At 26.2% G+C, this 22876-nt stretch carries 24 protein-coding genes; 12 read left to right on the plus strand and 12 right to left on the minus strand.

Annotated features, from left to right (window positions below; all coding sequences use genetic code 11):
- Positions 1–50: 50 nt before the first annotated feature.
- The 8 genes from dbpA to CRU94_RS00725 form a co-directional block, all read right to left on the minus strand.
- Positions 51–1409 (minus strand): ATP-dependent RNA helicase DbpA, encoded by a 1359-nt coding sequence (gene dbpA / locus CRU94_RS00690; RefSeq protein ID WP_129104918.1) that lies wholly within the window; start codon positions 1407–1409, stop codon positions 51–53.
- On the minus strand, positions 1399–1959 hold the full coding sequence (locus CRU94_RS00695; protein ID WP_129104919.1) for a DedA family protein: 561 nt from the start codon (positions 1957–1959) through the stop codon (positions 1399–1401). The genes dbpA and CRU94_RS00695 overlap by 11 nt, the downstream gene beginning before the upstream one ends.
- A gap of 82 nt (positions 1960–2041) precedes the next feature.
- On the minus strand, positions 2042–3949 hold the full coding sequence (gene htpG, locus CRU94_RS00700) for a molecular chaperone HtpG (RefSeq protein WP_129104920.1): 1908 nt from the start codon (positions 3947–3949) through the stop codon (positions 2042–2044).
- 140 nt (positions 3950–4089) lie between these two features.
- The gene (locus tag CRU94_RS00705; RefSeq protein ID WP_129104921.1) at positions 4090–5727 is read right to left on the minus strand and encodes an Lnb N-terminal periplasmic domain-containing protein; all 1638 of its coding nucleotides are present in this window, start codon (positions 5725–5727) and stop codon (positions 4090–4092) included.
- Positions 5728–5752: 25 nt separating this feature from the next.
- Entirely contained in the window at positions 5753–6328 is a 576-nt protein-coding gene (locus tag CRU94_RS00710) for a hypothetical protein (protein WP_129104922.1), read from the minus strand.
- Positions 6321–6911 (minus strand): hypothetical protein, encoded by a 591-nt coding sequence (locus CRU94_RS00715; RefSeq protein ID WP_129104923.1) that lies wholly within the window; start codon positions 6909–6911, stop codon positions 6321–6323. Before CRU94_RS00715 ends, CRU94_RS00710 begins: the two co-directional genes overlap by 8 nt.
- A gap of 17 nt (positions 6912–6928) precedes the next feature.
- Complete coding sequence (locus CRU94_RS00720) at positions 6929–7354, minus strand: hypothetical protein (protein WP_258237339.1); 426 nt, start codon at positions 7352–7354, stop codon at positions 6929–6931.
- A complete protein-coding gene (locus tag CRU94_RS00725; protein WP_129104924.1) occupies positions 7326–7706 on the minus strand; it encodes a hypothetical protein in 381 nt (126 codons plus the stop codon). The genes CRU94_RS00720 and CRU94_RS00725 overlap by 29 nt, the downstream gene beginning before the upstream one ends.
- 180 nt (positions 7707–7886) lie before the next feature.
- Between CRU94_RS00725 and CRU94_RS00730 the strand changes: the two genes are divergently transcribed.
- The 4 genes from CRU94_RS00730 to ciaB all read left to right on the plus strand — a co-directional run bounded on the left by CRU94_RS00730 (position 7887) and on the right by ciaB (position 11235).
- Positions 7887–8084, plus strand: coding sequence for a transcriptional regulator (locus CRU94_RS00730; RefSeq protein ID WP_258237340.1), 198 nt, complete (start codon positions 7887–7889; stop codon positions 8082–8084).
- 62 nt (positions 8085–8146) lie between these two features.
- The gene (locus CRU94_RS00735) at positions 8147–8644 is read left to right on the plus strand and encodes a hypothetical protein (RefSeq protein WP_129104926.1); all 498 of its coding nucleotides are present in this window, start codon (positions 8147–8149) and stop codon (positions 8642–8644) included.
- A gap of 128 nt (positions 8645–8772) precedes the next feature.
- Positions 8773–9261, plus strand: a complete 489-nt coding sequence (locus tag CRU94_RS00745; protein ID WP_129104927.1) for a gamma-glutamylcyclotransferase family protein — start codon at positions 8773–8775, stop codon at positions 9259–9261.
- 90 nt (positions 9262–9351) lie between these two features.
- Positions 9352–11235 carry an invasion protein CiaB gene (ciaB, locus tag CRU94_RS00750; RefSeq protein ID WP_129104928.1) on the plus strand — a complete coding sequence of 628 codons (1884 nt, stop codon included), beginning with the start codon at positions 9352–9354 and terminating at the stop codon, positions 11233–11235.
- A 15-nt stretch (positions 11236–11250) separates the two neighbouring features.
- On the opposite strand, the gene CRU94_RS00755 is transcribed toward ciaB, so the two are convergent.
- A complete protein-coding gene (locus tag CRU94_RS00755; protein ID WP_129104929.1) occupies positions 11251–11829 on the minus strand; it encodes a hypothetical protein in 579 nt (192 codons plus the stop codon).
- Positions 11830–11832: 3 nt separating this feature from the next.
- Positions 11833–12981, minus strand: a complete 1149-nt coding sequence (locus tag CRU94_RS00760; protein WP_129104930.1) for an FAD-dependent oxidoreductase — start codon at positions 12979–12981, stop codon at positions 11833–11835.
- Between the two features lie 120 nt (positions 12982–13101).
- On the opposite strand from CRU94_RS00760, the gene CRU94_RS00765 reads away from it, so the two are divergent.
- Together CRU94_RS00765 and CRU94_RS00770 are read left to right on the plus strand one after the other, a co-directional pair.
- On the plus strand, positions 13102–13965 hold the full coding sequence (locus CRU94_RS00765) for a DnaJ C-terminal domain-containing protein (protein ID WP_129104931.1): 864 nt from the start codon (positions 13102–13104) through the stop codon (positions 13963–13965).
- 10 nt (positions 13966–13975) lie between these two features.
- The gene (locus tag CRU94_RS00770; RefSeq protein ID WP_066159238.1) at positions 13976–14356 is read left to right on the plus strand and encodes a heat shock protein transcriptional repressor HspR; all 381 of its coding nucleotides are present in this window, start codon (positions 13976–13978) and stop codon (positions 14354–14356) included.
- A 2-nt stretch (positions 14357–14358) separates the two neighbouring features.
- Here CRU94_RS00770 and CRU94_RS00775 read toward each other — a convergent pair whose 3' ends face one another.
- The gene (locus CRU94_RS00775) at positions 14359–14763 is read right to left on the minus strand and encodes a thioesterase family protein (protein WP_129104932.1); all 405 of its coding nucleotides are present in this window, start codon (positions 14761–14763) and stop codon (positions 14359–14361) included.
- Between the two features lie 65 nt (positions 14764–14828).
- Here CRU94_RS00775 and ybeY point away from each other — a divergent pair, with 65 nt between their 5' ends.
- Positions 14829–15248 (plus strand): rRNA maturation RNase YbeY, encoded by a 420-nt coding sequence (ybeY, locus tag CRU94_RS00780; RefSeq protein ID WP_129104933.1) that lies wholly within the window; start codon positions 14829–14831, stop codon positions 15246–15248.
- Position 15249: 1 nt separating this feature from the next.
- On the opposite strand, the gene CRU94_RS00785 is transcribed toward ybeY, so the two are convergent.
- Positions 15250–15651, minus strand: a complete 402-nt coding sequence (locus CRU94_RS00785) for a Fur family transcriptional regulator (protein ID WP_129104934.1) — start codon at positions 15649–15651, stop codon at positions 15250–15252.
- A gap of 165 nt (positions 15652–15816) precedes the next feature.
- Between CRU94_RS00785 and CRU94_RS00790 the strand changes: the two genes are divergently transcribed.
- Genes CRU94_RS00790 through CRU94_RS00810 form a run of 5 tightly spaced genes read left to right on the plus strand, consistent with a single transcriptional unit; the run spans position 15817 to position 22873 of the window.
- Positions 15817–17388: an endonuclease/exonuclease/phosphatase family protein gene (locus CRU94_RS00790; protein ID WP_258237341.1), complete on the plus strand. Its 1572-nt coding sequence runs from the start codon at positions 15817–15819 to the stop codon at positions 17386–17388.
- Entirely contained in the window at positions 17385–18692 is a 1308-nt protein-coding gene (gene murJ / locus CRU94_RS00795) for a murein biosynthesis integral membrane protein MurJ (RefSeq protein WP_129104936.1), read from the plus strand. The genes CRU94_RS00790 and murJ overlap by 4 nt, the downstream gene beginning before the upstream one ends.
- A 53-nt stretch (positions 18693–18745) precedes the next feature.
- Positions 18746–20455, plus strand: coding sequence for an ABC transporter ATP-binding protein (locus CRU94_RS00800; RefSeq protein WP_129104937.1), 1710 nt, complete (start codon positions 18746–18748; stop codon positions 20453–20455).
- Between the two features lie 46 nt (positions 20456–20501).
- Positions 20502–21560 carry a quinone-dependent dihydroorotate dehydrogenase gene (locus tag CRU94_RS00805; protein ID WP_129104938.1) on the plus strand — a complete coding sequence of 353 codons (1059 nt, stop codon included), beginning with the start codon at positions 20502–20504 and terminating at the stop codon, positions 21558–21560.
- 50 nt (positions 21561–21610) lie between these two features.
- Complete coding sequence (locus CRU94_RS00810) at positions 21611–22873, plus strand: M16 family metallopeptidase (RefSeq protein WP_258237342.1); 1263 nt, start codon at positions 21611–21613, stop codon at positions 22871–22873.
- The last annotated feature ends 3 nt before the right edge of the window (positions 22874–22876 follow it).

Below are 22876 nucleotides of genomic sequence, written 5' to 3' on the forward strand. Positions count from 1 at the left end.
AACCCCTAAAAATATTTAAAAATAGTAACATAGTTTTAATGAACTTATCTCTATTTTTCATAAATATTATAGAAACTCCCTTTGATTTTTGTCTTATTTAAATTTTCCATAACAAAATCTAATTTATCTTTTTTTATAGCTACATAAGTGCAAGTAGGAAGTACATCAATAACTCCAACATCATCTTTACTTAAACCAATTCCAGCTGTTAAACTTCCCAAAATATCACCTTTTCTAAGTTTGTGTTTTTTTCCACCATTTATATAAATTGTTCTAAATTCACTATCAATTTTAAAATTACTATCATATTTTATATCACTCTCATCTTCAAATAAGATATCACCAAACTCATCTTTAATCTCTAAAACTCTACTCATTTCAGTTTGATTATAAAAAGTAATAGCAACTCCACCTTTACCAGCTCTTGCTGTTCTTCCAACTCTGTGAGTGTGAATTTTACTATTTAGTGCTACATCATAGTTTATAACTAAATCAATATCTGAAATATCAATTCCCCTGCTTGCAACATCACTTGCAATTAAAATTGGATAACTCTTATTTGAAAAAATAGCAATTGTCTCATCTCTTTGTTTTTGATCCAAATCACTATGTAAAGTTAAGGCATCTAAACCACTCTCAAACAAACTATCTGCTAAATCTTCACAAGTAATCTTTTGATTACAAAATATTATTGTGCTTTTTGCCTCATATTTTTTTATTAATTTCTCAATTAAATCATCTTTGTTGTTTGTCTCATAAAAAATTTGTAGAATATGATTTTTCTCTTCATTCTCAACCTCTACAAACTCTGGTTTATTTAAAATATCTTTTGCTAATTTTTTAATATTATCTTCATAAGTTGCACTAAAAAGCATAGTTTGTCTATTTTTTGGAAGCATTGAAGCTATTTTTGAAATATCATCATAAAATCCCATATCAAGCATCTTATCAGCTTCATCTAAAACAAAACTATTTATATCTTCAAGCTTTAAATTTGCTTCTTCTATATGTTTTAAAACTCTTCCAGCTGTTCCTACAACAATATGAGCTTCATGGCTAAGTGATAAAACCTGAGGTTTATATGGAACTCCACCACACAAAGTTAAAATCTTTATATTTGGAATATGTCTTATATAATCTCTTAAATTTGTAGCTATTTGTGATGCTAACTCTCTTGTTGGAGCTAAAATCAAAGATTGAACTCTAAATTTTTTTGGATTTAAATTTTTTATTATTGGAAGTGAAAAACTAAGAGTTTTTCCAGAACCTGTCTTTGCTCGTGCTATTAAATCTTTACCATCTAAACTATATTTTAAACTCTTTTCTTGAATTTGAGTTAGATTTATTAGGTTTAAACTCTCTAAATTTTCTACTAAATCTTTATCTATATTTAGTTCATTAAACTTCATTTTTTCTACTCTTTCTTCTCTTTTTTGGTCTAAAACTCATAATTAAAATAGCTAAAACAATTACTACAGTTAATAATCCTATATATTTAATATTATTTGAGAACTCTAAGAGAAAAGCTCCAGCTACATAACTAGCATAACCTATAACAACAGCCCATAAAATAGAAGCTATGATATTTAAAATTGTAAATTTATAAGAGTTGTAATCAGAAATTCCCATAACCAAAGGAACTAAAGTTTTAATTCCATAGATATATTTTTGGATAATTATAATAAGTGAACCATATTTTCTAAAAAGCAGTTGAACAAATGCAACTTTTCTTTTGTGATTATTCATCATATCTTGCGCAAATATTTTATTCTTTTTTGCCATAAAAAATAGAAATTGACTACCAATAATATTTGAAAAAGCAGCGACTAATATTGTTAAATATATATTTAAAGTACCATCAAACGAAAAAGCAGCAGCTATTACTAATGCTAAAAAACCACCACCAAATGAGTATAAAAAAAGAGCTATATAACCCCAATCTTGGATAAACTGTTCCATAAACTTCCTAATAGAATAATTATAAGTTTATATTCTATCTAATATTGTTTTAAAAGCCCAATTATTTTGGGCTTTTAAACTTTTATATAGCTTTTGCAGTTATTTTTGTAAGTCTTTGAGTAAATGCAACTCTATCACTTATATCCATTCCTTCACTAATTTTTCCTAAATCTAGTAAAATCCAAGATATATCTTCAATAAGCTCTTCATCTTTTGTAAGATTTAGTTTTTGAACTATCTCATGATTTGGATTTATCTCTAAAATTGGTTTAATATCAGGAACATCTTGCCCCATTGCTTTAAACATATGAGCCATAGCAGCCATTTGTGCATCTTGCTCATCTTTTGTAATACAAGAAGCAAAACTATCAAGTCTTGAAGTAAGTTTTACATCTTTTACCTCATCTTTTAGTTTCTCTTTGATTTTTACTAAAATATCTCTATATTTCTCATCTTGCTCTTTTTTCTCTTCTTCACTAATTTCTGATTTTGGGGCTTCACAAGTTGTAACATCTTTAAATTGCCACTCTTTAAATGCACCAATTGTTGGAGTTACAATCTCATCTATCTCTTTATCATCTAAGATTAAAACTTCAATACCGTTTTTCTTGTAGCTCTCTATTAAAGGAGAGTTTCTTAATACTTTTTCATTATCTCCAACTATATAGTAAATAGCTTTTTGTTCACTATTTGCTCTTTGTTTATAATCTTCAAGAGAAGTTAGTTTTTTCTCATCATTTGTAGATTTATATCTTAAAAGCTCAAGAATTGACTCTTTGTTTGTATAATCTTGATAAACTCCCTCTTTTAAAGCACGATTGTATTGAGAGATAAATTGTGAGTATTTCTCTTCATCTTTTGATAATTTTTTAATCTCACTTAAAATCTTTTTAACACTACTTTGTTTGATATTTGCTAAAATTCTATTCTCTTGTAAAATCTCCCTACTTACATTTAGTGGTAAATCTTCACTATCAATAATTCCTCTTACAAATCTTAAGTAAGTTGGTAATAATTCTCTATCATCATCTGTTATAAATACTCTTTTTACATATAGTTTAATTCCACTTTGATAATCGGCTCTGTACATATCCATTGGTGCGTTTTTTGGAATATAAAATAGAGTTGTGTACTCATTTACTCCTTCTGTTTTTGTGTGAATTGTAACTAATGGATCATTTGAGTCTTGAGATATTGATTTATAAAAACTATTATAGTCCTCATCTTTTAATTTAGCTTTTGCTTGAGTCCAAAGTGCTGTTGCTGCATTTATTTGCTCATGTTTTCTCTCAATAGTTTTAACTGCTTCTTTTCCAGCTTTTTTATCCTCTTCACTTAAAGTTTGCGTAACTTCTTCATCATAGTTTAAGAAAATTGGATAAGCAATATGGTTTGAATATTTTTCAACTATATTTTTAATTCTATATTTACTTGCAAACTCACTTACCTCATCATCTTTTAGTTTAATATAGATAACTGTTCCGTTTGTCTCTTTTGTACAAGCAGATAAATCAAACTCTCCAGTTCCAGTTGAACTCCATTTGTAAGCTGTCTCTTCTCCAGCTTTTTTAGAGATTACATCAACTTTATCTGCAACCATAAATACAGAGTAAAATCCAACTCCAAATTGACCAATTAAGTTTGAATCTTTTTTTGCATCACCTGTTAGTGCTTCAACAAAAGATTTAGTCCCACTTTTTGCAATAGTACCAATAGAGTTTATCATATCCTCTTCATTCATACCAATACCATTATCAACTATTGTTAAAGATTTATCTTTCTCATCAAAAGAGATATTAATCTGTCCACTCCAAGAAGCGAAACTCTCCTTTAACTTCTCATCTGTAAGTCTTAAATAGTTTAATTTATCAATAGCATCACTTGCATTTGATACAAGCTCTCTTATAAATATCTCTTTATTTGAGTATAAAGAGTGTGTCATTAGGTGAAGTAGTTGCCCTACTTCTGTTTGAAATTGATGTTTTGCCATAAAAAAATCTCCTTTTTTTATATTTATTATAAATATTTTAAATTTTTCAAAAAGGAATTTTATCAAACCTTTATTAAACTTGGCTAAAGTTTATATAAAATTTAGCACTACTGTTTATTGAGTGCTAAAAAATTATATAATTAAAAATTAATAGCAAAACCAACTTCAAAATTTGTTTTATCCTCATATGATTTATATTTATCAAAATTTAAATAGATATTTTTATTTTTTGAAATAAATATATTTTGCTTAAATGAATATCTGTCATAAATTCTATTTTTCTCAAAGTACAATTTCTCATAATCAAAAACAGTTTTCATATTAAATATCTCATAAATTATAAATCCAATTTTTGGGTTTACAACAAATTTTAGATTATTCTCTTTATTATAATTTATTCCACCATTTAATAAAAAATAAAAATCCATATCGTAACTTAGTTTGAAATCATAACCAACTCCACCAATTATTTTAGTGTTACTTGAATAATTCATTTTTGAGTCATAATCTCTTTTTATAGACATTTCAAACTCAAATGATAAATCCTTAGCCTTCTTCTGATAAGGTAAATAAGATTTCATTCCGTAAAGTGTAAGCTCATCTATTTTTATTTTCTCTTTATTTGCTAAAAGTGACAAATATCCTATTTTTAATTCACTCTCTCCAAAATATTCTCTATTGTCTCCACTTAAAAGATGTGATGCTGGTAAAAATGAGATTTTTGCAAAATCTGATTTATCTATATTTTTATATGAAAAACTAATTTCTCTTTCATCTGGAATATTATTTGGAGATTTATATTTTGATATATCAATAGTAGAATTTTTTAAGTCAATCTCTTTGTCTTTAAAATTTTCCTCAAGCATTCTATTTAACCAATTTTCTGTTGGTATTAATTTACTACTATTTTTTAAATCATATTTGTAAAGATATTTAGTAATATCAAGTGGAGTAATCCAAATTTTATCATCTTCATAAATATGATTATTCACTAAACTAAGAGAAAAAAATAAAATTGTAGAGCAGTTATATTTTGTAAAATAGTATTTTAAATCAATATCTTTTAACTCCCACATATGATAAGAGAGAAGTTTTTTTTGATATTCATTTAAATTTAGTTCAAACTCCCATACATTTCTTTTTTCAAAATCAATATATCTATTTAAAGTCTCTTTATATGGTCTTAAAACAAACAATCCTTGCATTCCTGATATAGTGTTTTCATAAAACAGTTTAAATATATTTGCTGTTTCTATTGTTGTATAAAATGACAAAGAGTGTTGTTTTTTATCACCATTATCGTTTATTCCTTCAAATTTTAAAAAAGTATGTCCCATCATACTTGATGGGTTTTTTACATTTTCAGAAGCATAAACAATAAATATTTTATCAGCTGGAGCTTTTAATTTGTATGTTTCAAAATCAAAACAATTTATTTTTGGAAAAGTATCATCTTTTAAATTTAATTCATTTTTTATAAATAAAAATCTAGCTGGAAATCTGCACTGTGGATGTTCATTGATATTTTTATAATATTTTTTATCATCAAAAAAACCATAAATAGTTTTTTTCATCTCATTTTCTAACGAAAAGTTATCTAGACTTAAAATAAATTTTTTATCTTTTATATTCAATCCATTTTTATAGTGCAACAAAGATTTCCATTCAGTTGAATTATAAATTGGATTATTATTTAAGTTTACATAAATACGATTTATTTCATTAGCATTAAGAAAATAAATAAAAATAATTTTTACTAGTATTATTTTATAAAACATATTTACAATTTATATTATTCAAAAACTATTTTAGCCTTTTTTCAATAGCAATTAAAAAATCTTTATCTAATAAAAATTCAGTAATTAATTTTCTAATTGCAATCGGATAATTATTGATAGCATATTCTCCAGCTATTTGTCCAACGAATGATGATGGAAATGTATGTACTATTGTTATATCTCTGTTATAAATAGATTTTTCATTTTTTGTTACATTAAAATTTGCAGTTATTTTATAATAGTTTGTACTAAAATCCCACATTGATGAATGATTTTCAAGTAGTTCTAAAATAATCACATAGTTTGAATTTTCATCAATCAAATTATTTTGTTGCAGTTGTTGTTTTAATGATAACACAATGAAATTTGTAAAGTTACCTCCTTCCGCAGGTAAAAAACCACCTAAACCTCTAAATGGTAATTTATAATTCAAATCACCTAAGTTTTCATTTTTCTTAGATATTATTGAAACTTTATTTAATTCATATTCATTTAATAAATTAGCAGTTTTTGCATCTGGATTGTATCCAGCTGTTTTTATACTACATCCAGAAATTAAAAAAACAATTGATATTAAAATTAATATTCTTATATTATTCATTATTCACAACCTTTTCAAAAGTATTTAATTCTTTCAATAATTTATTAAAAGTATCTATTACAGCTCTTTTACCTGACAACCCAAAATCTTTATTAAATTCTGAAAATACAGCTTTACCTTTACCATTAACATTTGTTTCCCATGTTTTTTTACTATCTTTATCAAAAGCCACACAATAAAGTTTTATATTAAAATCTGTTGGTGGCCAAGTGAATATGCCACTTGAAAAAGATTGTGGATTTAATTTATATGTAAATATGTATTTAATGTTATTGCGTACAATAAAATCTATATCAAAATTTTTATCAACTTTATATACCTTGTTAAAAACTTTTCCTAAAACTGTTCGAAATGTTCCTTCTGTATCTTTATATGCAAAATAAGATACTTTATCTCCTCCTCCACCAGAAGAAATAAAATTTTTATTAATATTTTCAATATAATAAGCAACATTATAATTTTTAGTATTTTCAAATTTATCTGAAATAATGTTTCCATTATTTGGAGTTATACTTATTTTATGAGTACATCCTGTAGCAAAAATTATAAATGCAAATAAAAAAATAGTATTAATATATTTCATAATTCACCTTCAAAAATTTATTTTGAATAATTTTCTGAAATATATACAGTATCATCATATTTCCAAGCTGCACCACTAGCAAAATCTGTAGTTGAGCTATAAGAACCATATATAAATCCAGCAAAATTTAACCAAAACCAATTATTAACTGTACTTTTTGCAACCGATGTTTTAAACTCATTGTTATCACTTGAAATTATTATATCTTTATTGCTTCTTTTAACATAAAGTACAGTGGGTGAAGTAAATTCTCTACTAGAAAATGATTTGTCTACAACAAACCATTTTCCTTTATACGATTTATCTGAATCAATTTTTATTGTCTGATAATTATCATCAAAAATTGTTGCACATCCACTTAACAAAAATATAACCATATTAAAATATAAAACATTTAATATTTTTTTATTATATTTATTCAGCATCAAGACTAACTCTTTCATCATATTTCCAAGCTGCTCCTGTGACTAAATCTACTGTTGTACTAAGAGGACTTGTAGCTAAAATATCTAACCACACCCAATTATTCATTTTTTTATTAACTATTTGTTCTTCAAAGTCACCATTTTCACTTTTAATTACAATATCTTTATTTCTTCTTTCAACATATACAGTAGCTGGAGAAGTAAAATCTTGACTTAAAAATGGTTGGTCTATATGATAGATTTTTCCTTTATAAGGTTTGTCTGAATCAATATATATAACTTGATCACCACCACCGCCAAAAAGTGTTGCACATCCACTAAAAATAAAGCTACTTAAAGTAGCAACTAAAACATACTTTGAATTTTTCAAATTTCCCCCTTTGACTTGATATATTCCACATATTTTAATAAATTTATAGAATAGTTCCTACATTATAATTTAACAAATTGGAATAATTCCTTAAATTATCATTTTTATTTAGAATAAATCTTATGTTGTCTTGTCATTACTCATAAAGTAAATTGATACCAAAAAATAAAAGGTATTTTTATGAAAATGACAAAAAGAGATATTGCAGGATTTTTAAATATTGATATTAAAACTTTATATAATTGGCAAAAATTCAAACCCAATCTTTACAAAACTGTGATGCTTGGACTTATGGTTGAAGAGATTATAGAAAAATCTGAAAAAAATCTTGAAGAGTTAAAAGAGCTAAAAAAAGAGTTTGAGATTAAGAAGTCTTGATTTTTAGAGATTTCATTAATTCTAAGCTATGATACTAAACCTAAAACTTGGAGATTAAAAAAATGTCAAATACAAATGACGGTGTAATATTATATTATGATTTATTAGATGATAAAAAACATATAACTGTAAAAGATTATAATGATTTAGTAACCAAAAAAAATAAATATAAATTAGCAGATTTTATTTATAATAGATTATATAGCAGATATATAAAACCTTTTGAATATGATGAGGATACATACAAAAAAGAATATAAAAATAGTTTTTCTATGATGGCAAGTTTTTGTTTACTTATTGAAACTTTACAATCTTTTAAACAAGGATTAAAAAATACAAATAATCAAAGTAGAAAAACATTTGAAAACTTCTTTAAAGACAATGATATTTTTCAAGAATTTAAAAATCAAGGGAAAAAAATATATTATAAAATTCGTTGTGGAATATTACATCAAGGAGAAACTACTGGTGGATGGATACTAAGAAGAAATTTAAAAGAAGGTAAAAATGAGCCTTCAAATTTTAAAAAGAAAATAATTAATGCGGATGAGTTTATGTAAAAGATGAAACGATCTTTGGAAGAATATAAAGATGAACTTAAGAATAAAAGTTGGGATGATAATTTATGGAAAAACTTTCGTACTAAAATGGAACAAATTATAGAAAATACAAAATCAAAAGGATAGCTATGTACTATTTTGCTTATGGTTCAAATATGTCATCAAAAAGATTAAATGCTAGAATAAAAGCTATAAAATTTGCCAATGGTAAACTTTTAAAACATAAATTAAAGTTTCATAAAGCTAGTAAAGATGGTTCAGGAAAATGTAATGCTTTTGAAACAGAAGATTTAAATGATTTTGTATTAGGTGTTGTTTATGAAATAGATAAAAATAATTTGAATAATCTAGATATTTTTGAAGGCAAAGGACATGGCTATGATAGAAAAGAAGTTGAAATAACTTTAGAAAATATGACAAAAATTAATGCAATTATATATTATGCTACAAAAACAGATGATTCTTTGTTGCCTTATGATTGGTATTTAAAACATGTTTTGTTTGGAGCCAAAGAAAATGAACTTGAAGAAAATTATATAAATTTTATTCAAGAAATTTCATCAAAAGAAGATTTAGATAAATTAAGAGAACAAAAAGAGCTAAAAATTTACAATTAATAATTTTGAACAAAAACTATAAAACCCAAATAAACTTCTTTAATCCTAAGTTTTGATAGAATACAAACTTTAAAAAATAAGGAACAATTTATGACAAAACAAAATTTTATAGATGATTTACAAAAAATATATGATTATTTAGACAAAGAAAAAGCAAACACAAATAAGCTTTTAGAATTTTTAGAGAATAAAGAGTTTGATAAACTAACTATTATAGATGAATTTGCAAAGAGTTTGGATTTACAAATGAGCAGTGATTTAAGATTTGCACTTCTTACACGACTTGTAAATTTAAGAGATGATAGTTTAGTTCAAGTTTTGAAAAAACTTGAAAAGAGTGAAAAAGAGATTATTGATATTCAAGAAAAAGCGTATCAATTTGTAAAAAAATATTGGCACGAAAAACATAAAAACTTAATCGATTTTATAGTTCAAAACAATCTTTTAACTCCTTTTTATAAAGAGGTTTTTATAGGAGTTTACAATGTTGGTATTGCTATGTCATCTTGGCAAAGCTCTTGGACAGCACACATAATAAATAAAATAAACAAAGAATTAATTGCAAAATTTGATGGAAATGAAGAGAAAATCATGAAATATCTTGAAGATGAAAAGCTTCTTGATCTTGGACATGGTGGAATTATTGCTGATAGATGCTACTCTGCTTTAGTAAAAGAGAATGAAACTTATAGTTCAAAAGCATATATAAAAGCTTTCAAAAAAGAGACAACACAAGTTATAGATGCTCTTGAAGAGTTCGCAGATAAATTAATAGAGCTTGAAGATGATATATATAATCAAAAGTGGGAGTATGTAGCATATATTCAAAGCTTGATTGTGGCATTTGGAGAGGATAAAACAGATAATCTTGTTTCAAAATGGGCAGATGTTGATAGAGCTTGGATGAAAATAACAACACCTATTCAAATAGGACATCCACTTGAATACTATGAAGACCACTTTAGAAAAGCGGTTGCACTTGAATGGGATATTAGAGTAACAAATCCAAAATTTGCACAAAATGACCATAGAGTAAATAAGATAAAATCATCATTTACAAAAATCTTTAGCAGTTTTGAAGCAAATGAAAACTACAAAAAGATATTTGATTTTAGCTTCAAATCACTTGATAAAGTACAACTTTATATTGGTCGCCCAGCTCTGTTTTTTGGTGCTGAGTTAAATGGATTATTTTCAGCTCAAGTTGTTCCAAATGATGAAGTTGTTTCAAAAGAGCTTGGTAAAAAGATATTTGCATTTAGTGATGAGATTTTACAAAGTAGTAGAGCTAAACCATTTTTAAAATTAAGCCGTGAAATATTTGGGCAAGAGTTTTTAAAAAAAGATAGAGAGTTTTTATTTAATCAAACACAATCTTGGCATAGTGTTTACGATATTAGCACTATTGGGCATGAATATGGACATATTTTATGGTGCGATGAAGAGACAGAGAGTTTTATGAATAAAACAGGTAACTTTAAAAATATAGAAGAGTTCAAAGCAACAACAGGTGGATTAATATCTTTTTTTCTTGATGTTTCAACAGATGAGCTACACTTAAAAGAGCAGGTTTTAATCGACCTTGTAAAAAGAAGTGTAGGACTTATCTCTTGGATGGAGGTTGATGAAGTACAACCTTATTATTGTGAAGGGCTAATTCATCTTGCAGGACTCTTTGAAAGTGGTGTTTTATCTTGGAGTGATGAGAATAAAAAGTTAAATATAAATATAGAGGAAGAGAGATATCAAAATCTTAAAATGTGGTATATTGAAAACTATACAAAACTGGCAAAACACTATTTAGATAAACTTGATGCAACAATATTTTTAAACTTCTATGCAAAAAAAGATGGAAAATATTTTATGCCAAATGATAAAAATATAAACTCTTTTGTGAAGTATTATTTTAAAAGATACCAAGAGATAGGTCAAGAGATAGATACAGAAGATAAAAAAAGCAACTATGTAAAATAGGATTTAAATCCTATTTTAATACTTGTTTAACTCATTTAAAAATTCAATAATCTCAACTTTTATCTCATCTTCGCTTATACCATCTTGCAAAGCACCCATTTTAACCTTTTTTGAAAAAATATAATCAATAGTTAAATCTTTATTGATTTTATAAACAAAATAGCTATTCATAGAGTTATCTTTTAATCCCAAAGCTTTTACAAACTCTCCATTTGAGTCATTTATTAAACTTATTTTTGAATCTTTATAAAGTTTTTCCAACTCACCCTCAACTGCCATTTTTTTAATAAGCCAAGGAGTATTTGAAATATTTGCAACAAAAACAATATTTTTATCACTAATCTTTTCTAAATCTTTAAAAACAGCCAATGAATCGTGATTTAAAACAACTAAATATATTGGAAAATCTTTAAAAATCTTCTCTTTTTTTGTATTAGAATCTCCACCAACTATATCTTGATATAGAGGTAAATTTGAATAGTTTAACTCAACATTGATATTTTTTCTCTCTAAAAACTCTTTTGGAGCAGTTAAATAAACCAACAAAGCAAAACCAGCAACTCCCAAAGCAACTATTTTTAATATATTTATCATTTTCTAAGCCTTTTGTCTTTTAGCCCATCTTGAAAAGAGCCTAAAATTTGTAATATTATCATCTAATTTTTTATCTCTTAAAATATTTTCAACTAAATTGTGCGCTAAATATAAAGATAATACAAATCCTCTTCCACCAACACCATTTAGAGTATAAAGATTTTTCAAACTATCTAAATTCTCATTTTTTATATGCGTTCCATTTTTTATGTGAGGATATTTTTCAAAACTCTTTTTAGAATCAACTAGCAATCCTACCATTGGAAAATAATCAATACTAGAAGCCCTAGCTCCAATTTTAACATCTAAAACCTCAACATCTTCGAGTTTTTTAATACTATTTGCTTTTTCTAAAAGCTCTTTTGTATCATTTTTCATAATTTTTAATGTTTTTTCATTATGATTTATTAGATTTATATTTTTTAGTTTTAGATTATAAGAGCTATCACTCATATCTTCACTAAATCTATTGTGTGTTGCACCAATTGAAACTATATCCTCATTACTTTTTGATAAAGAGCACTCTTTATGATAGTTTATATCAACTTTTGTAGAAGTTTTTACATCAATCTTTTGTCCCCAAACAGCTCTTATATCAAAATATGGCTCAGAAATTAGTGAAATATCTGCACCTGTTGCTAAAAACAGTTTTTTTGCTTCTATCTCATCATTTATTATCCAAAAATCATCTTTTTGTTCAATTTTTAAAACATCATAATCAAAAAGTTTCTCTACATCACTACTCAAAGCTTTACATATTTCATATGGTTTTATTGTACTTCCAACTGGAAAAAAATATCCATCTTCAAACTTTTCAAACTCAAAATCCATAAATGGAATATAGCTTTGAAACTTATCATCTTCATCTTTATTTTTTGGAATTCTACAAGTTCCGCAATTATCTAAAAATTGACTAAACTCTTTTTTGTAAATATCTATTGAAAATTTTAAAGCATTTGTAACCAAAGTTTTAAAGTTATTGCTTTTTCCTAAAAGTGGTGATAAAAATGCTCCAGCAGCTCCACTTGCTCCAAAAGCTACATCAGAGTTTTTATCGATTAAAAGAAGACTTTTTGACTCTTTTTTTAAAAAATAACTCAAAGAGCAACCTGCAATTCCAGCACCAATAATTATATAATCATATTTTTTCATAAAAAGGATTATAGCAAAATTTTATAAAACTACTTTCAACCTTGATTGACTTTGACTCAAGGTTTGGATATAATGTTGCCTTGAAAAAATTTAAAATATTATTAATTTAGGAAAGAAAAAATGGCAAAAAGTTTATATGAAACACTTGAAGTTAGCGAAAATGCAACTGCTGAAGAGATTAAAAAAGCTTATAGAAAATTAGCAAGAAAATATCATCCTGATGTAAATAAAGACCCAAAAGCTGAGGATAAATTTAAAGAGATAAATGCAGCTTATGAGGTTTTAAGTGATCCACAAAAAAAACAACAGTATGACCAATATGGTGACTCTATGTTTGGTGGGCAAAATTTTAGTGATTTTGCAAGAAGCCAAGGTGGTGGAGTTGATTTAGATGAGATTTTAAGACAGATGTTTGGAGCTGGTGGATTTGGAAGATCAGGATTTTCAAACTCTGGTTTTGGTGGATTTGGTTTTGATGAGCCCGATTTAGATACTCAAGCTCAAGTTACAATCCCTTTTGATGTTGCAGTTTTAGGTGGAAAACAGCATATTAGCTTATCAAATGACTCTTTTGATATTAAAATTCCAGAAGGAATAGAAAATGGTCAAAAAATTAGAGCAAAAGGGAAAGGAAAATCATATCAAGGAAGAAGAGGTGATTTGATTTTAAAAATAAATGTTGCTCAAAGCCATGAGTATGAAAGAGATGGTGATACATTAACAAAATATTTTGATATTCCATTAAAAACAGCTCTTTTTGGTGGAAAAGTTGAGATAAAAACAATTCACAAAGATATAACTCTAAAAGTTCCACAAAACACAAAACAGAATCAAAAATTTAGAGTAAAAGAGCTTGGAGTTTTAAATAAAAAGACAAATCAAAAAGGTGATTTGTATCTTAAAGCAAATATTATTTTACCAAAGATAGAGGATTTAGATCCAAAATTTGTTCAAATATTAGAAGAGAATCTACCAAATAACTAAAGGAGAGAGTATGGAAAAAAACAGCTATGTAGAGCCTATTTTTTTAATCTCAGCTGTTGCTGAGATTTTAAATATTCATCCTCAAACTCTAAGGCAATACGAAAGAGAAGGACTTATTAAACCATCAAGAACAAATGGAAAAATAAGGCTTTACTCTCAAAAAGATATAAACCATATAAAATATGTTTTAACCTTAACTAGAGATTTAGGGGTAAATTTAGCTGGTGTTGATATTATCTTACAAAAAGATAGTATTATTCAATCTCTTGAGAATGAAATTGAAGATTTAAAAAGTAGATTTTTGAAAAAAAGTAGCAACTCTGTTGTTCCTGACAAAAAAGCTTTAGTTGTTCAAAAAAGTTCTTTGGAAGTTGTTATTGTAAAAAAGTAGGACTATTTTCCTACTCTTTTTTTTGCTCCACTTATCAATCTCTCATTTGATACAATGGCTCTTGTATGAACTCCTGTTCCAATAACTCCTCCACTATCAATAACCTCTATTTCAAACTTATATAATTTTCCTTCCATTCCTATAAAAGTTGCTGTTGAAATTGCTGTGTCATTTTCTAAAGTTGGTGCTAAATGTTTTATATCAACTCCTACACCAACGCTAAGTTCACCATCTTTTAAAAGCTCTTTCATCATCTTAGCAGCACTACACTCCATAAGTGCAACCATTCTAGCAGTTGCAAAAACTGGCGGGAAATTATCATCTTTTGAGATTTGCAAATTTGCAGCCAAATCTTTATTTTGAACTTTATACTCTATTGTAGCTTTTGTTCCTATTTCTAAACTCATCTCTTCTCCTTAGATTTATTGTAAAAATAATATACTATTAAAATAATTTTAAAACTAGGATAAAAATGATAGATTTAGATAATCAAACAGATTTTGATGTAGATTTACAGAGTTTAGAAAAAATAGCATCGACTTTAACTTCCAAAGATATAGAGCTTTTAATTGTTGATAACAAAACTATTCAAAATATTAATAAAGAGCATAGACAAAAAGATGAGCCAACAGATGTTTTAAGTTTTCCTATGGAGTTTGAATTTCCTAATATGCCATTAGGTTCAATAATAATCTCAATTGATTTTGTAAAAGATAAAGCAAAAGAGTACAATCACAAAGAGGAAGAAGAGCTAAGTTTACTTTTTATTCACGCAATTTTACATCTTTTAGGATTTGATCATGAGGTTGATAATGGAGATCATAGGAAAAAAGAGGAAGAGCTTATAAATTTATTTAATCTTCCATCTAGTTTAATTGTAAGAAACTCTTAAATTAAGAGCATTTTTGGCAAATACCACTTAAAATAATATCAGTTTGATTTACTTTAAAATTATTTAAATTTGAGATCTGTTTTGAAATATCACTTGAATCTAACTCTATATCCATAACAGCTTTACAAGTTGAACAAACTAAATGAGCATGCTCACTTTTTGATAATTCATAAACTGTTTTTGCATTTGGTATTTTAACTTCACTTAAAAAAAGTTTTTCAACCATTGAGTTTATATTTTTATAAATTGTTGCAAGTGATACAGATGGAAATCTATCAAGTAATTTTTTATATAAATCATCTATATTCATATGTCCGTTTTTATATAACTCTTCAATAATAGCAATTCTTTGAGGAGTTACTTTTAAATCATAGTTTTTTAATAGCGCTGTTGTATTAATCATGATATTCCTTAGTTTTTAGAAAATTTTTTTATTCTAGCTAAAATAAGTTTATTTTTTACTTTAATCTTATTAAAAAAGAAAATTTATTTTTTAATAAGATTAAATTTTACTATTTTAAAACCTTATTTTAGATACTATTTTTAAATTTTTTTTTTGGATTATATATTGTACAAAATTCTTTTAATACTTATTTTCTCTATATTTTTAAACGCTCAAAATTTAAAAATTGCTTCATACAATGTTGAAAACTTTTTTGATTTAAATAAAGATATAAGTGATTACAAAGAGTATATTCCAAATAGTTCAACACTTTGGAATCAAAGAAATTTCAATATAAAACTAAACAATATTTTAAAAGTTTTAAATGATTTAGATGCTGATATTATAGCTTTACAAGAGATAGAAAATGAGAGTTTAATGAAACTTTTGAAAAAAAATCTTCCACAATATAGCTATTATAGTTTTACAAAATACCAAAACTCATCAGTTGGGCTTGGTTTTTTATCAAAAATTCCTATAAAAAATAGCTCAAGCTTAAATGTAAAGTTTTCAAATGCAATCTATAGACCTATTTTAGAATCAACTTTTCAAATAGATAATATTGAATTTAAAATATTTAATAACCACTGGCCATCAAAAAGAGCTAGTGAAAACTATAGAATAAAATATGCAAAAACTCTATACGATAGAGTAAAAACTTTAGCAGATGATTACGATTACATAATTTTGGGAGATTTAAATAGCAACTACAATGAGTTTGAGACTTTTAAAGGTGATAAAAAACTAAATCAAACAGCAGGACTTACAGGAATAAACCATATATTAAAAACTACAGTTGATGACAAATATGTAGTTCTAGCTGATATTTTAAATTATAATTTCAAAGTTCACTACAATCTTTGGTTGGATTTAAAAACTCCTCTTAGATTCTCTACAAAATTTAGAAACCAAAATAATACTCCTGATAATATAATTATCCCACCAGCTCTTTTTGATAATAAAAATTTATCATATATTTTAAACTCTTTTGAAGTTTTTAAACCAAATTATCTATTTTTTGATAACAAAGTTTATAGATGGCAGATGAGTAATGAAAAAATTTCAAAACATAAAGGTGCTGGATTTTCAGATCATCTTCCTATTTTTGCATATTTTTCTATAAAAAAAGATGACACAAATCCAATTTTGAAAAAAGATTTTAAACACAATATAAATCTGATTTCTGATCTATATAAAAAAGAGAAACTCCTATTTCCAATAACATTAGAAGATGTTACAGTAATCTATAAATATGAAGATAAAGCTATTGTAAAACAAGATAACAATCGAGCTATATATATTTTTAAAGATGCTAAAAATTTAAAAATAGGTTTTAATTATGATATTCAAGTAAATCAAGTGTATGATTTTTATGGATTAAAAGAGATAAAAGATTTTAATATTTTAAAAGAAAAAAATGAGCATGAAGATTATAAAAAACTATTTTTAGATGGTTTTAAAATAGATATTTTTGATTTTAAATATGAAAATGAGATTATTACAAACTTAGTTGGTACTGTAAATAATTCAAAATTAATTTTACCAAATAACAAATCAATAAAACTGTTTGCAAAAGATAAAACTATTTTGCCAAAAGATGGGGCAAAAATAGAGTTAAAAGAGGCTCATTTAGCATCATTTAAAGGTAATATGCAAATAATTATTCACAAATCTAGCGATTATAAAGAGATAAAATGAGATTAATTAAATCAATATTTACAAATAGTAGTGGAATTTTATTCTCAAGAGTTACAGGTTTTATAAGAGATTTAATGACAGCTTCGATATTGGGAGCAAATGTCTATTCAGATATATTTTTTATTGCATTTAAATTTCCAAACTTATTTAGAAGTATTTTTGCAGATGGAGCTTTTACACAAGCTTTTATACCATCTTATGCAAAATCAAAATTTAAGATTAGATTCTCTTCTATTATATTTTTACAAATTTTAGCTTTTTTGTTAGTTTTATCTTTGGTTGTTACCCTATTTTCACACATTTTTGCAAAAGCATTTGCTATTGGATTTACCAAAGAGACCGTAGATTTAGCTAGTCCACTTTTTGCTATAAATTTTTACTATTTACCACTTATATTTATAGTTACTTTTATGGCAGCTTTACTTCAATATAAACACCATTTTGCAACAACAGCATACTCAACAGCACTTTTAAATCTATCTATGATTGCAAGTTTGATTATTGCAAAAGGCTTAGAGAGCTACACCATAACTTTTTATCTCTCATTTGGTGTAATTATTGGTGGAATTTTGCAAGTTGTTGTTCATCTAATAGCCATAAAAAGAGCAAATCTATGCAAAATTTTTACTTTTAAAAAACATAAGAAAAAAGAGGAAAATAGATTTTATAAGAACTTTTTTGCAGCAACTTTAGGCTCTTCAACTCTGCACATCTCTGCATTTATTGATACTTGGCTTGCCTCTTTTTTAGTAAGTGGTTCAATATCTTATTTATACTATGCAAATAGAGTTTTTCAACTTCCACTTGCAATTTTTGCAATAGCAACATCAATTGCACTATTTCCAATGGTTGCAAGAGCAATTAAAAACAAAGATGAACAACAAGCTTTGAAACTTATGAAAAAATCATCTTTGATTTTATTTGTAGTTTTAAGTTTTTCAATGTTTATTGGAATTGTTTTAGATGAGTTTATTATAAAAATACTATTTCAAAGAGGTGCATTTACAAGTGAAGACACAGTAAACACAGCACTTATTTTAACAATGTATTTAATAGGACTTCTTCCATTTGGTTTAGCAAAAATATTTTCACTTTGGCTATATGCAAAAGAGCAACAGCTTTTAAGTGCAAAAATATCAATGCAGAGTTTAGCTTGGAACATAGTATTCTCTCTTGCTTTAATATACCCATTTGAAGCTGCTGGATTAGCATTTGCTAGCACTTTAAGTGGTTTTATTCTTTTTTATCTTACAATCAAAGCTTTTGGTTTTAGAAAATTTATTAATATGTTTAAAAAGGCTTAAATTTAGCATTTTTTAGATAAAATCTATGAATTTTTTAAAAAAACAGGAAGATAATGAGAAAGTTTTTAAAACAGTATACACCATTTTATAAAAATTATATTTTAGAGATTATTTTAGGTTTTATAGGAATTTTACTTGTAGCTGGTGCAACTGCTGGAACAGCTTATGCAATTCAACCATTACTAGATGATATTTTTATAAATAAAGATGAAGAGATGCTTTATATTATGCCTGTAATAATTATTTTGCTCTATTTTGCAAAAGGTTTAGGAACATATCTTCAAGCATACTTTGTGTCTTATATTGGTCAAGATATTACTAGAATTGTAAGAGATGGTCTTTTTGGTCATATTTTAAAACTTGATTATATATTTTTTCAAAAAATTCACACAGGTGAGCTTGTAAGTAGAATTATAAATGATATAAATAGAATTCAAAGAGCTGTTTCAAACTCTTTTGCCGAGCTAATAAGAGAGAGTTTAACAATTGTTGCACTTGTAGGACTTGTAATTTACAGATCTCCAGAACTAGCTTTTTATGGATTAGTTGTTCTTCCACTTGCATTTTATCCACTTAGTCTTTTAGCAAAAAAGATGAAAAAACTATCTTTTAAATCTCAAGAGAGCAACTCTGATATAACTTCAAGTTTAACAGAATCTTTTAATAATATAGAGATAATAAAAGCAAATAGCACTGAAAATTTAGAGAAGAAAAAATTTACAATTTTAAATATGATTTTCTTCAAATACAATATGAAAGCTGTTAAGACAAATGAGTTAACATCACCTTTGATGGAGATTTTAGGAAGTTTAGCATTTGCAACAGTTGTAGTTGTTGGTGGTATGAAGGTAATAAATGGTGAACTTACAACAGGAGAGTTTAGTTCATTTATAGCAGCACTATTTATGTTATATACTCCAATAAAAAGATTATCAAAACTATATAATAGTATGCAAGATGCAATCGCTGCAAATGATAGAATTATGGATATGTTTAAAATAAAACCAAATGTTGTATCAGGAGCTCTTACTATAGAAGAAGAGATATCAAATATTAAATTTTCAAATGTTGGTCTATTTTATGATGATTTTGAAGCATTAAAAAATATAAATCTTGATGCAAAAAAGGGTGAAATTGTAGCCTTAGTTGGAGATAGTGGTGGTGGAAAATCATCGTTTATAAATCTACTCCCTAGATTTTACGATGCAAGTAGTGGTGAAATTTTACTAAATAACATAAATATAAATCAATTTGATTTAAAATCTTTAAGAGATAGTATTAGCATAGTTACTCAAAGAGTTTATATTTTTAATGACACAATTGCTTCAAATGTTGCTTATGGACAAGAGTTAGATGAAGTTAAAGTTATAGAGGCTTTAAAACAAGCTCACGCTTATGAGTTTGTTTCAAAAATGAGAAAAGGCATTCATACACTCTTAGATGAAGCTGGAACAAATTTAAGTGGTGGTCAAAGACAAAGAGTTGCAATTGCAAGAGCTTTATATAAAAATCCAAAAATATTAATTCTTGATGAAGCAACTTCAGCTTTAGATAACAAAAGCGAAGAGATTGTAAGTCAAGTTATTCAAGAAGTTAGCAAAGAAAGAGTTACTTTTGTAATTGCACATAGATTAAGCACAATTAAAAATGCTACTAAAATTGCTGTTTTTAAAAGTGGAAAAATCTTAGATATTGGAACTTATGATGAGTTATTAAATAGATGTGAAGAGTTTAAAAGACTTCATAATTCAGCAAATATTTGATAATTTTTAGATATTATTTATCAATTTTTTTTAAAAAGGAAATATTTTGTTAAGCTATGAAACTCTTAAAAAAGTGCTATTTAAATTTGAACCCGAAACTGCACACAATATTGCAGAATTTAGTCTAAAATTTTTAGGAAATTGTAAAATTCTTAAAAATTATTATGAAAAAAAGAATTTTGTTGAAGATAAAATATTAGAGCAAGAGTTATTTAAAAGATTTTTTAAAAACCCTGTTGGATTGGCTGCTGGTTTTGATAAAAATGCAACAATGATAAAATCAATGAAGAGTTTAGGATTTGGTTTTACAGAGATTGGAACTGTAACTTTAATGCCACAAGATGGAAATGCAAAGCCTAGAATGTTTAGATATCCAGAGCACAAATCTGTTCAAAATGCTATGGGATTTAATAATCTTGGTGCTCATAAAGTTCTTAAAAACTTAAAAAAACTATACCCTTTTTCAATTCCAATTGGTGTAAATATTGGGAAAAACAAATATACTCCTGAAGAGTTTGCAATAAGTGATTATAAAAATTTAATTAAAAAACTTCATGAGTATGCTGATTATTTAATTATAAATATCTCAAGTCCAAATACTCCAAATTTAAGAGATTTGCAAAATGAGAACTTTATAAAAGAGCTTTTTTCAATGGCAAAAGAGCTAACAAATAAACCAATATTTTTAAAAATTGCTCCTGATATGGATATAACTCAAGCAATTAATCTTTGTAATGTAGCAATTAATGAAGGTGCTAGTGGAATTATTGCAAATAATACAACTATTGATTATAGTTTAGTTGAAGGTTGTAAAGATTTTGGTGGATTAAGTGGAGAGTGCCTAAGAGAGAAATCATCTCTATTTTTTAAAGAGCTTTCAAAAGAGCTATTTGGAAAAACAACACTTATAAGTGTTGGTGGAATAAATAGTGTACAAGAGGCTTATGAGAGAATTAAAAATGGTGCATCTTTAGTACAAATATACTCAGCACTTGTTTTTGAAGGTCCATCACTAGCAAAAAAGATAAATGAGGGTTTAATTGAGCTTTTAAAAGCTGATGGTTATTCAAACATATCACAAGCAATAGGTGCGAATTTAAAATAATGAATATTTTTTTTAAATTATTTATAATAATTACAATTTTTGGAGAATTAATGAGTGCAAATAGTTTACCAAACTACTATACAAAAACATTAGAAAATGGCTTAGAAGTTGTAGCGATTCCTATGGAAAATGGCTCAAATGTTGTATCTGTAAATGTTTTTTATAAAGTTGGAAGTAGAGATGAGATTATGGGTAAAAGTGGAATAGCTCATATGCTAGAACACCTAAATTTCAAATCTACAAAAAATTTAAAAGCTGGTGAGTTTGATGAGATTGTAAAAGGTTTTGGTGGAGTTAATAATGCAGGTACAAGTTTTGATTACACTCACTACTTTATAAAAACAGCATCAAAAAATACAGATAAATCTTTAGAACTATTTGCTGAATTAATGCAAAATTTAAATTTAAAAGATAAAGAGTTTCAACCAGAACGAGATGTTGTAGCTGAAGAGAGACGCTGGAGAACAGACAATAATCCAATGGGATATTTACAATTTAGACTCTTTAACAATAGCTACATATATCACCCTTATCACTGGACTCCAATTGGGTTTATGAGTGATATTCAAAATTGGAAAATTGAAGATATAAAAGATTTTCACTCAAGATACTACCAACCAAAAAATGCAATAGTTGTTGTAAGTGGAGATATTAAAAAAGATGAAGTTTTTTCACTTGTAGAGAAAAATTTTAAAGATATAAAAAATAAAAAAAATATCTCAAACTCTGTTCATATGACAGAGCCTGTTCAAGATGGTGAAAGAAGAGCTACAATTTATAAAGATTCAAGTGTGCAGATGATTGCAATGGCTTATCATATTCCAAACTTTGAACATCAAGATCAAGTTGCTTTATCTGCTTTATCTCAACTTTTAAGTAGTGGTAAAAGCTCAATTCTACAAAAAGTTTTAGTAGATGAAAAAAGATTAGTAAATTCAATATATGCCTATAACTTGGAGTTAAAAGACCCTGGATTATTTATTTTTATGGCAGTTGCAAATGAAAATATTGATGCTTTAAAAATAGAAAAAGAGATTTTAGATATAATTGCGCAAATTCAAGCAGGAAAAGTTTCAAAAAAAGATATAGAGAAGATTAAAATCAACACAAAAGCTGACTTTATTTATTCACTAGAGAGCTCTAGTGATGTTGCATCTTTATTTGGAAACTATCTTGTAAGAGGTAATATAAAACCACTTTTAGAGTATGAAAAAAATTTAGATAGTTTAACTGTAGAAGATATTGTAAATGTTGCAAAAAAATATCTAATTAGCAAAAATTCAACTACTATTATTTTAAAAGATGATAAATAGAAA

Source organism: Arcobacter sp. AHV-9/2010, from assembly GCF_004116575.1.
GTDB lineage: Bacteria > Campylobacterota > Campylobacteria > Campylobacterales > Arcobacteraceae > Aliarcobacter > Aliarcobacter skirrowii.

Coding starts and splice junctions, on each gene's coding strand:
- dbpA (WP_129104918.1), bottom strand. CDS start 1,409: ATGAAGTTTAATGAACTAAATATAGATAAAGATTTAGTAGAAAATTTA.
- CRU94_RS00695 (WP_129104919.1), bottom strand. CDS start 1,959: ATGGAACAGTTTATCCAAGATTGGGGTTATATAGCTCTTTTTTTATAC.
- htpG (WP_129104920.1), bottom strand. CDS start 3,949: ATGGCAAAACATCAATTTCAAACAGAAGTAGGGCAACTACTTCACCTA.
- CRU94_RS00705 (WP_129104921.1), bottom strand. CDS start 5,727: ATGTTTTATAAAATAATACTAGTAAAAATTATTTTTATTTATTTTCTT.
- CRU94_RS00710 (WP_129104922.1), bottom strand. CDS start 6,328: ATGAATAATATAAGAATATTAATTTTAATATCAATTGTTTTTTTAATT.
- CRU94_RS00715 (WP_129104923.1), bottom strand. CDS start 6,911: ATGAAATATATTAATACTATTTTTTTATTTGCATTTATAATTTTTGCT.
- CRU94_RS00720 (WP_258237339.1), bottom strand. CDS start 7,354: ATGAAAGAGTTAGTCTTGATGCTGAATAAATATAATAAAAAAATATTA.
- CRU94_RS00730 (WP_258237340.1), top strand. CDS start 7,887: ATGAAAATGACAAAAAGAGATATTGCAGGATTTTTAAATATTGATATT.
- CRU94_RS00735 (WP_129104926.1), top strand. CDS start 8,147: ATGTCAAATACAAATGACGGTGTAATATTATATTATGATTTATTAGAT.
- CRU94_RS00745 (WP_129104927.1), top strand. CDS start 8,773: ATGTACTATTTTGCTTATGGTTCAAATATGTCATCAAAAAGATTAAAT.
- ciaB (WP_129104928.1), top strand. CDS start 9,352: ATGACAAAACAAAATTTTATAGATGATTTACAAAAAATATATGATTAT.
- CRU94_RS00755 (WP_129104929.1), bottom strand. CDS start 11,829: ATGATAAATATATTAAAAATAGTTGCTTTGGGAGTTGCTGGTTTTGCT.
- CRU94_RS00760 (WP_129104930.1), bottom strand. CDS start 12,981: ATGAAAAAATATGATTATATAATTATTGGTGCTGGAATTGCAGGTTGC.
- CRU94_RS00765 (WP_129104931.1), top strand. CDS start 13,102: ATGGCAAAAAGTTTATATGAAACACTTGAAGTTAGCGAAAATGCAACT.
- CRU94_RS00770 (WP_066159238.1), top strand. CDS start 13,976: ATGGAAAAAAACAGCTATGTAGAGCCTATTTTTTTAATCTCAGCTGTT.
- CRU94_RS00775 (WP_129104932.1), bottom strand. CDS start 14,763: ATGAGTTTAGAAATAGGAACAAAAGCTACAATAGAGTATAAAGTTCAA.
- ybeY (WP_129104933.1), top strand. CDS start 14,829: ATGATAGATTTAGATAATCAAACAGATTTTGATGTAGATTTACAGAGT.
- CRU94_RS00785 (WP_129104934.1), bottom strand. CDS start 15,651: ATGATTAATACAACAGCGCTATTAAAAAACTATGATTTAAAAGTAACT.
- murJ (WP_129104936.1), top strand. CDS start 17,385: ATGAGATTAATTAAATCAATATTTACAAATAGTAGTGGAATTTTATTC.
- CRU94_RS00800 (WP_129104937.1), top strand. CDS start 18,746: ATGAGAAAGTTTTTAAAACAGTATACACCATTTTATAAAAATTATATT.
- CRU94_RS00810 (WP_258237342.1), top strand. CDS start 21,611: ATGAGTGCAAATAGTTTACCAAACTACTATACAAAAACATTAGAAAAT.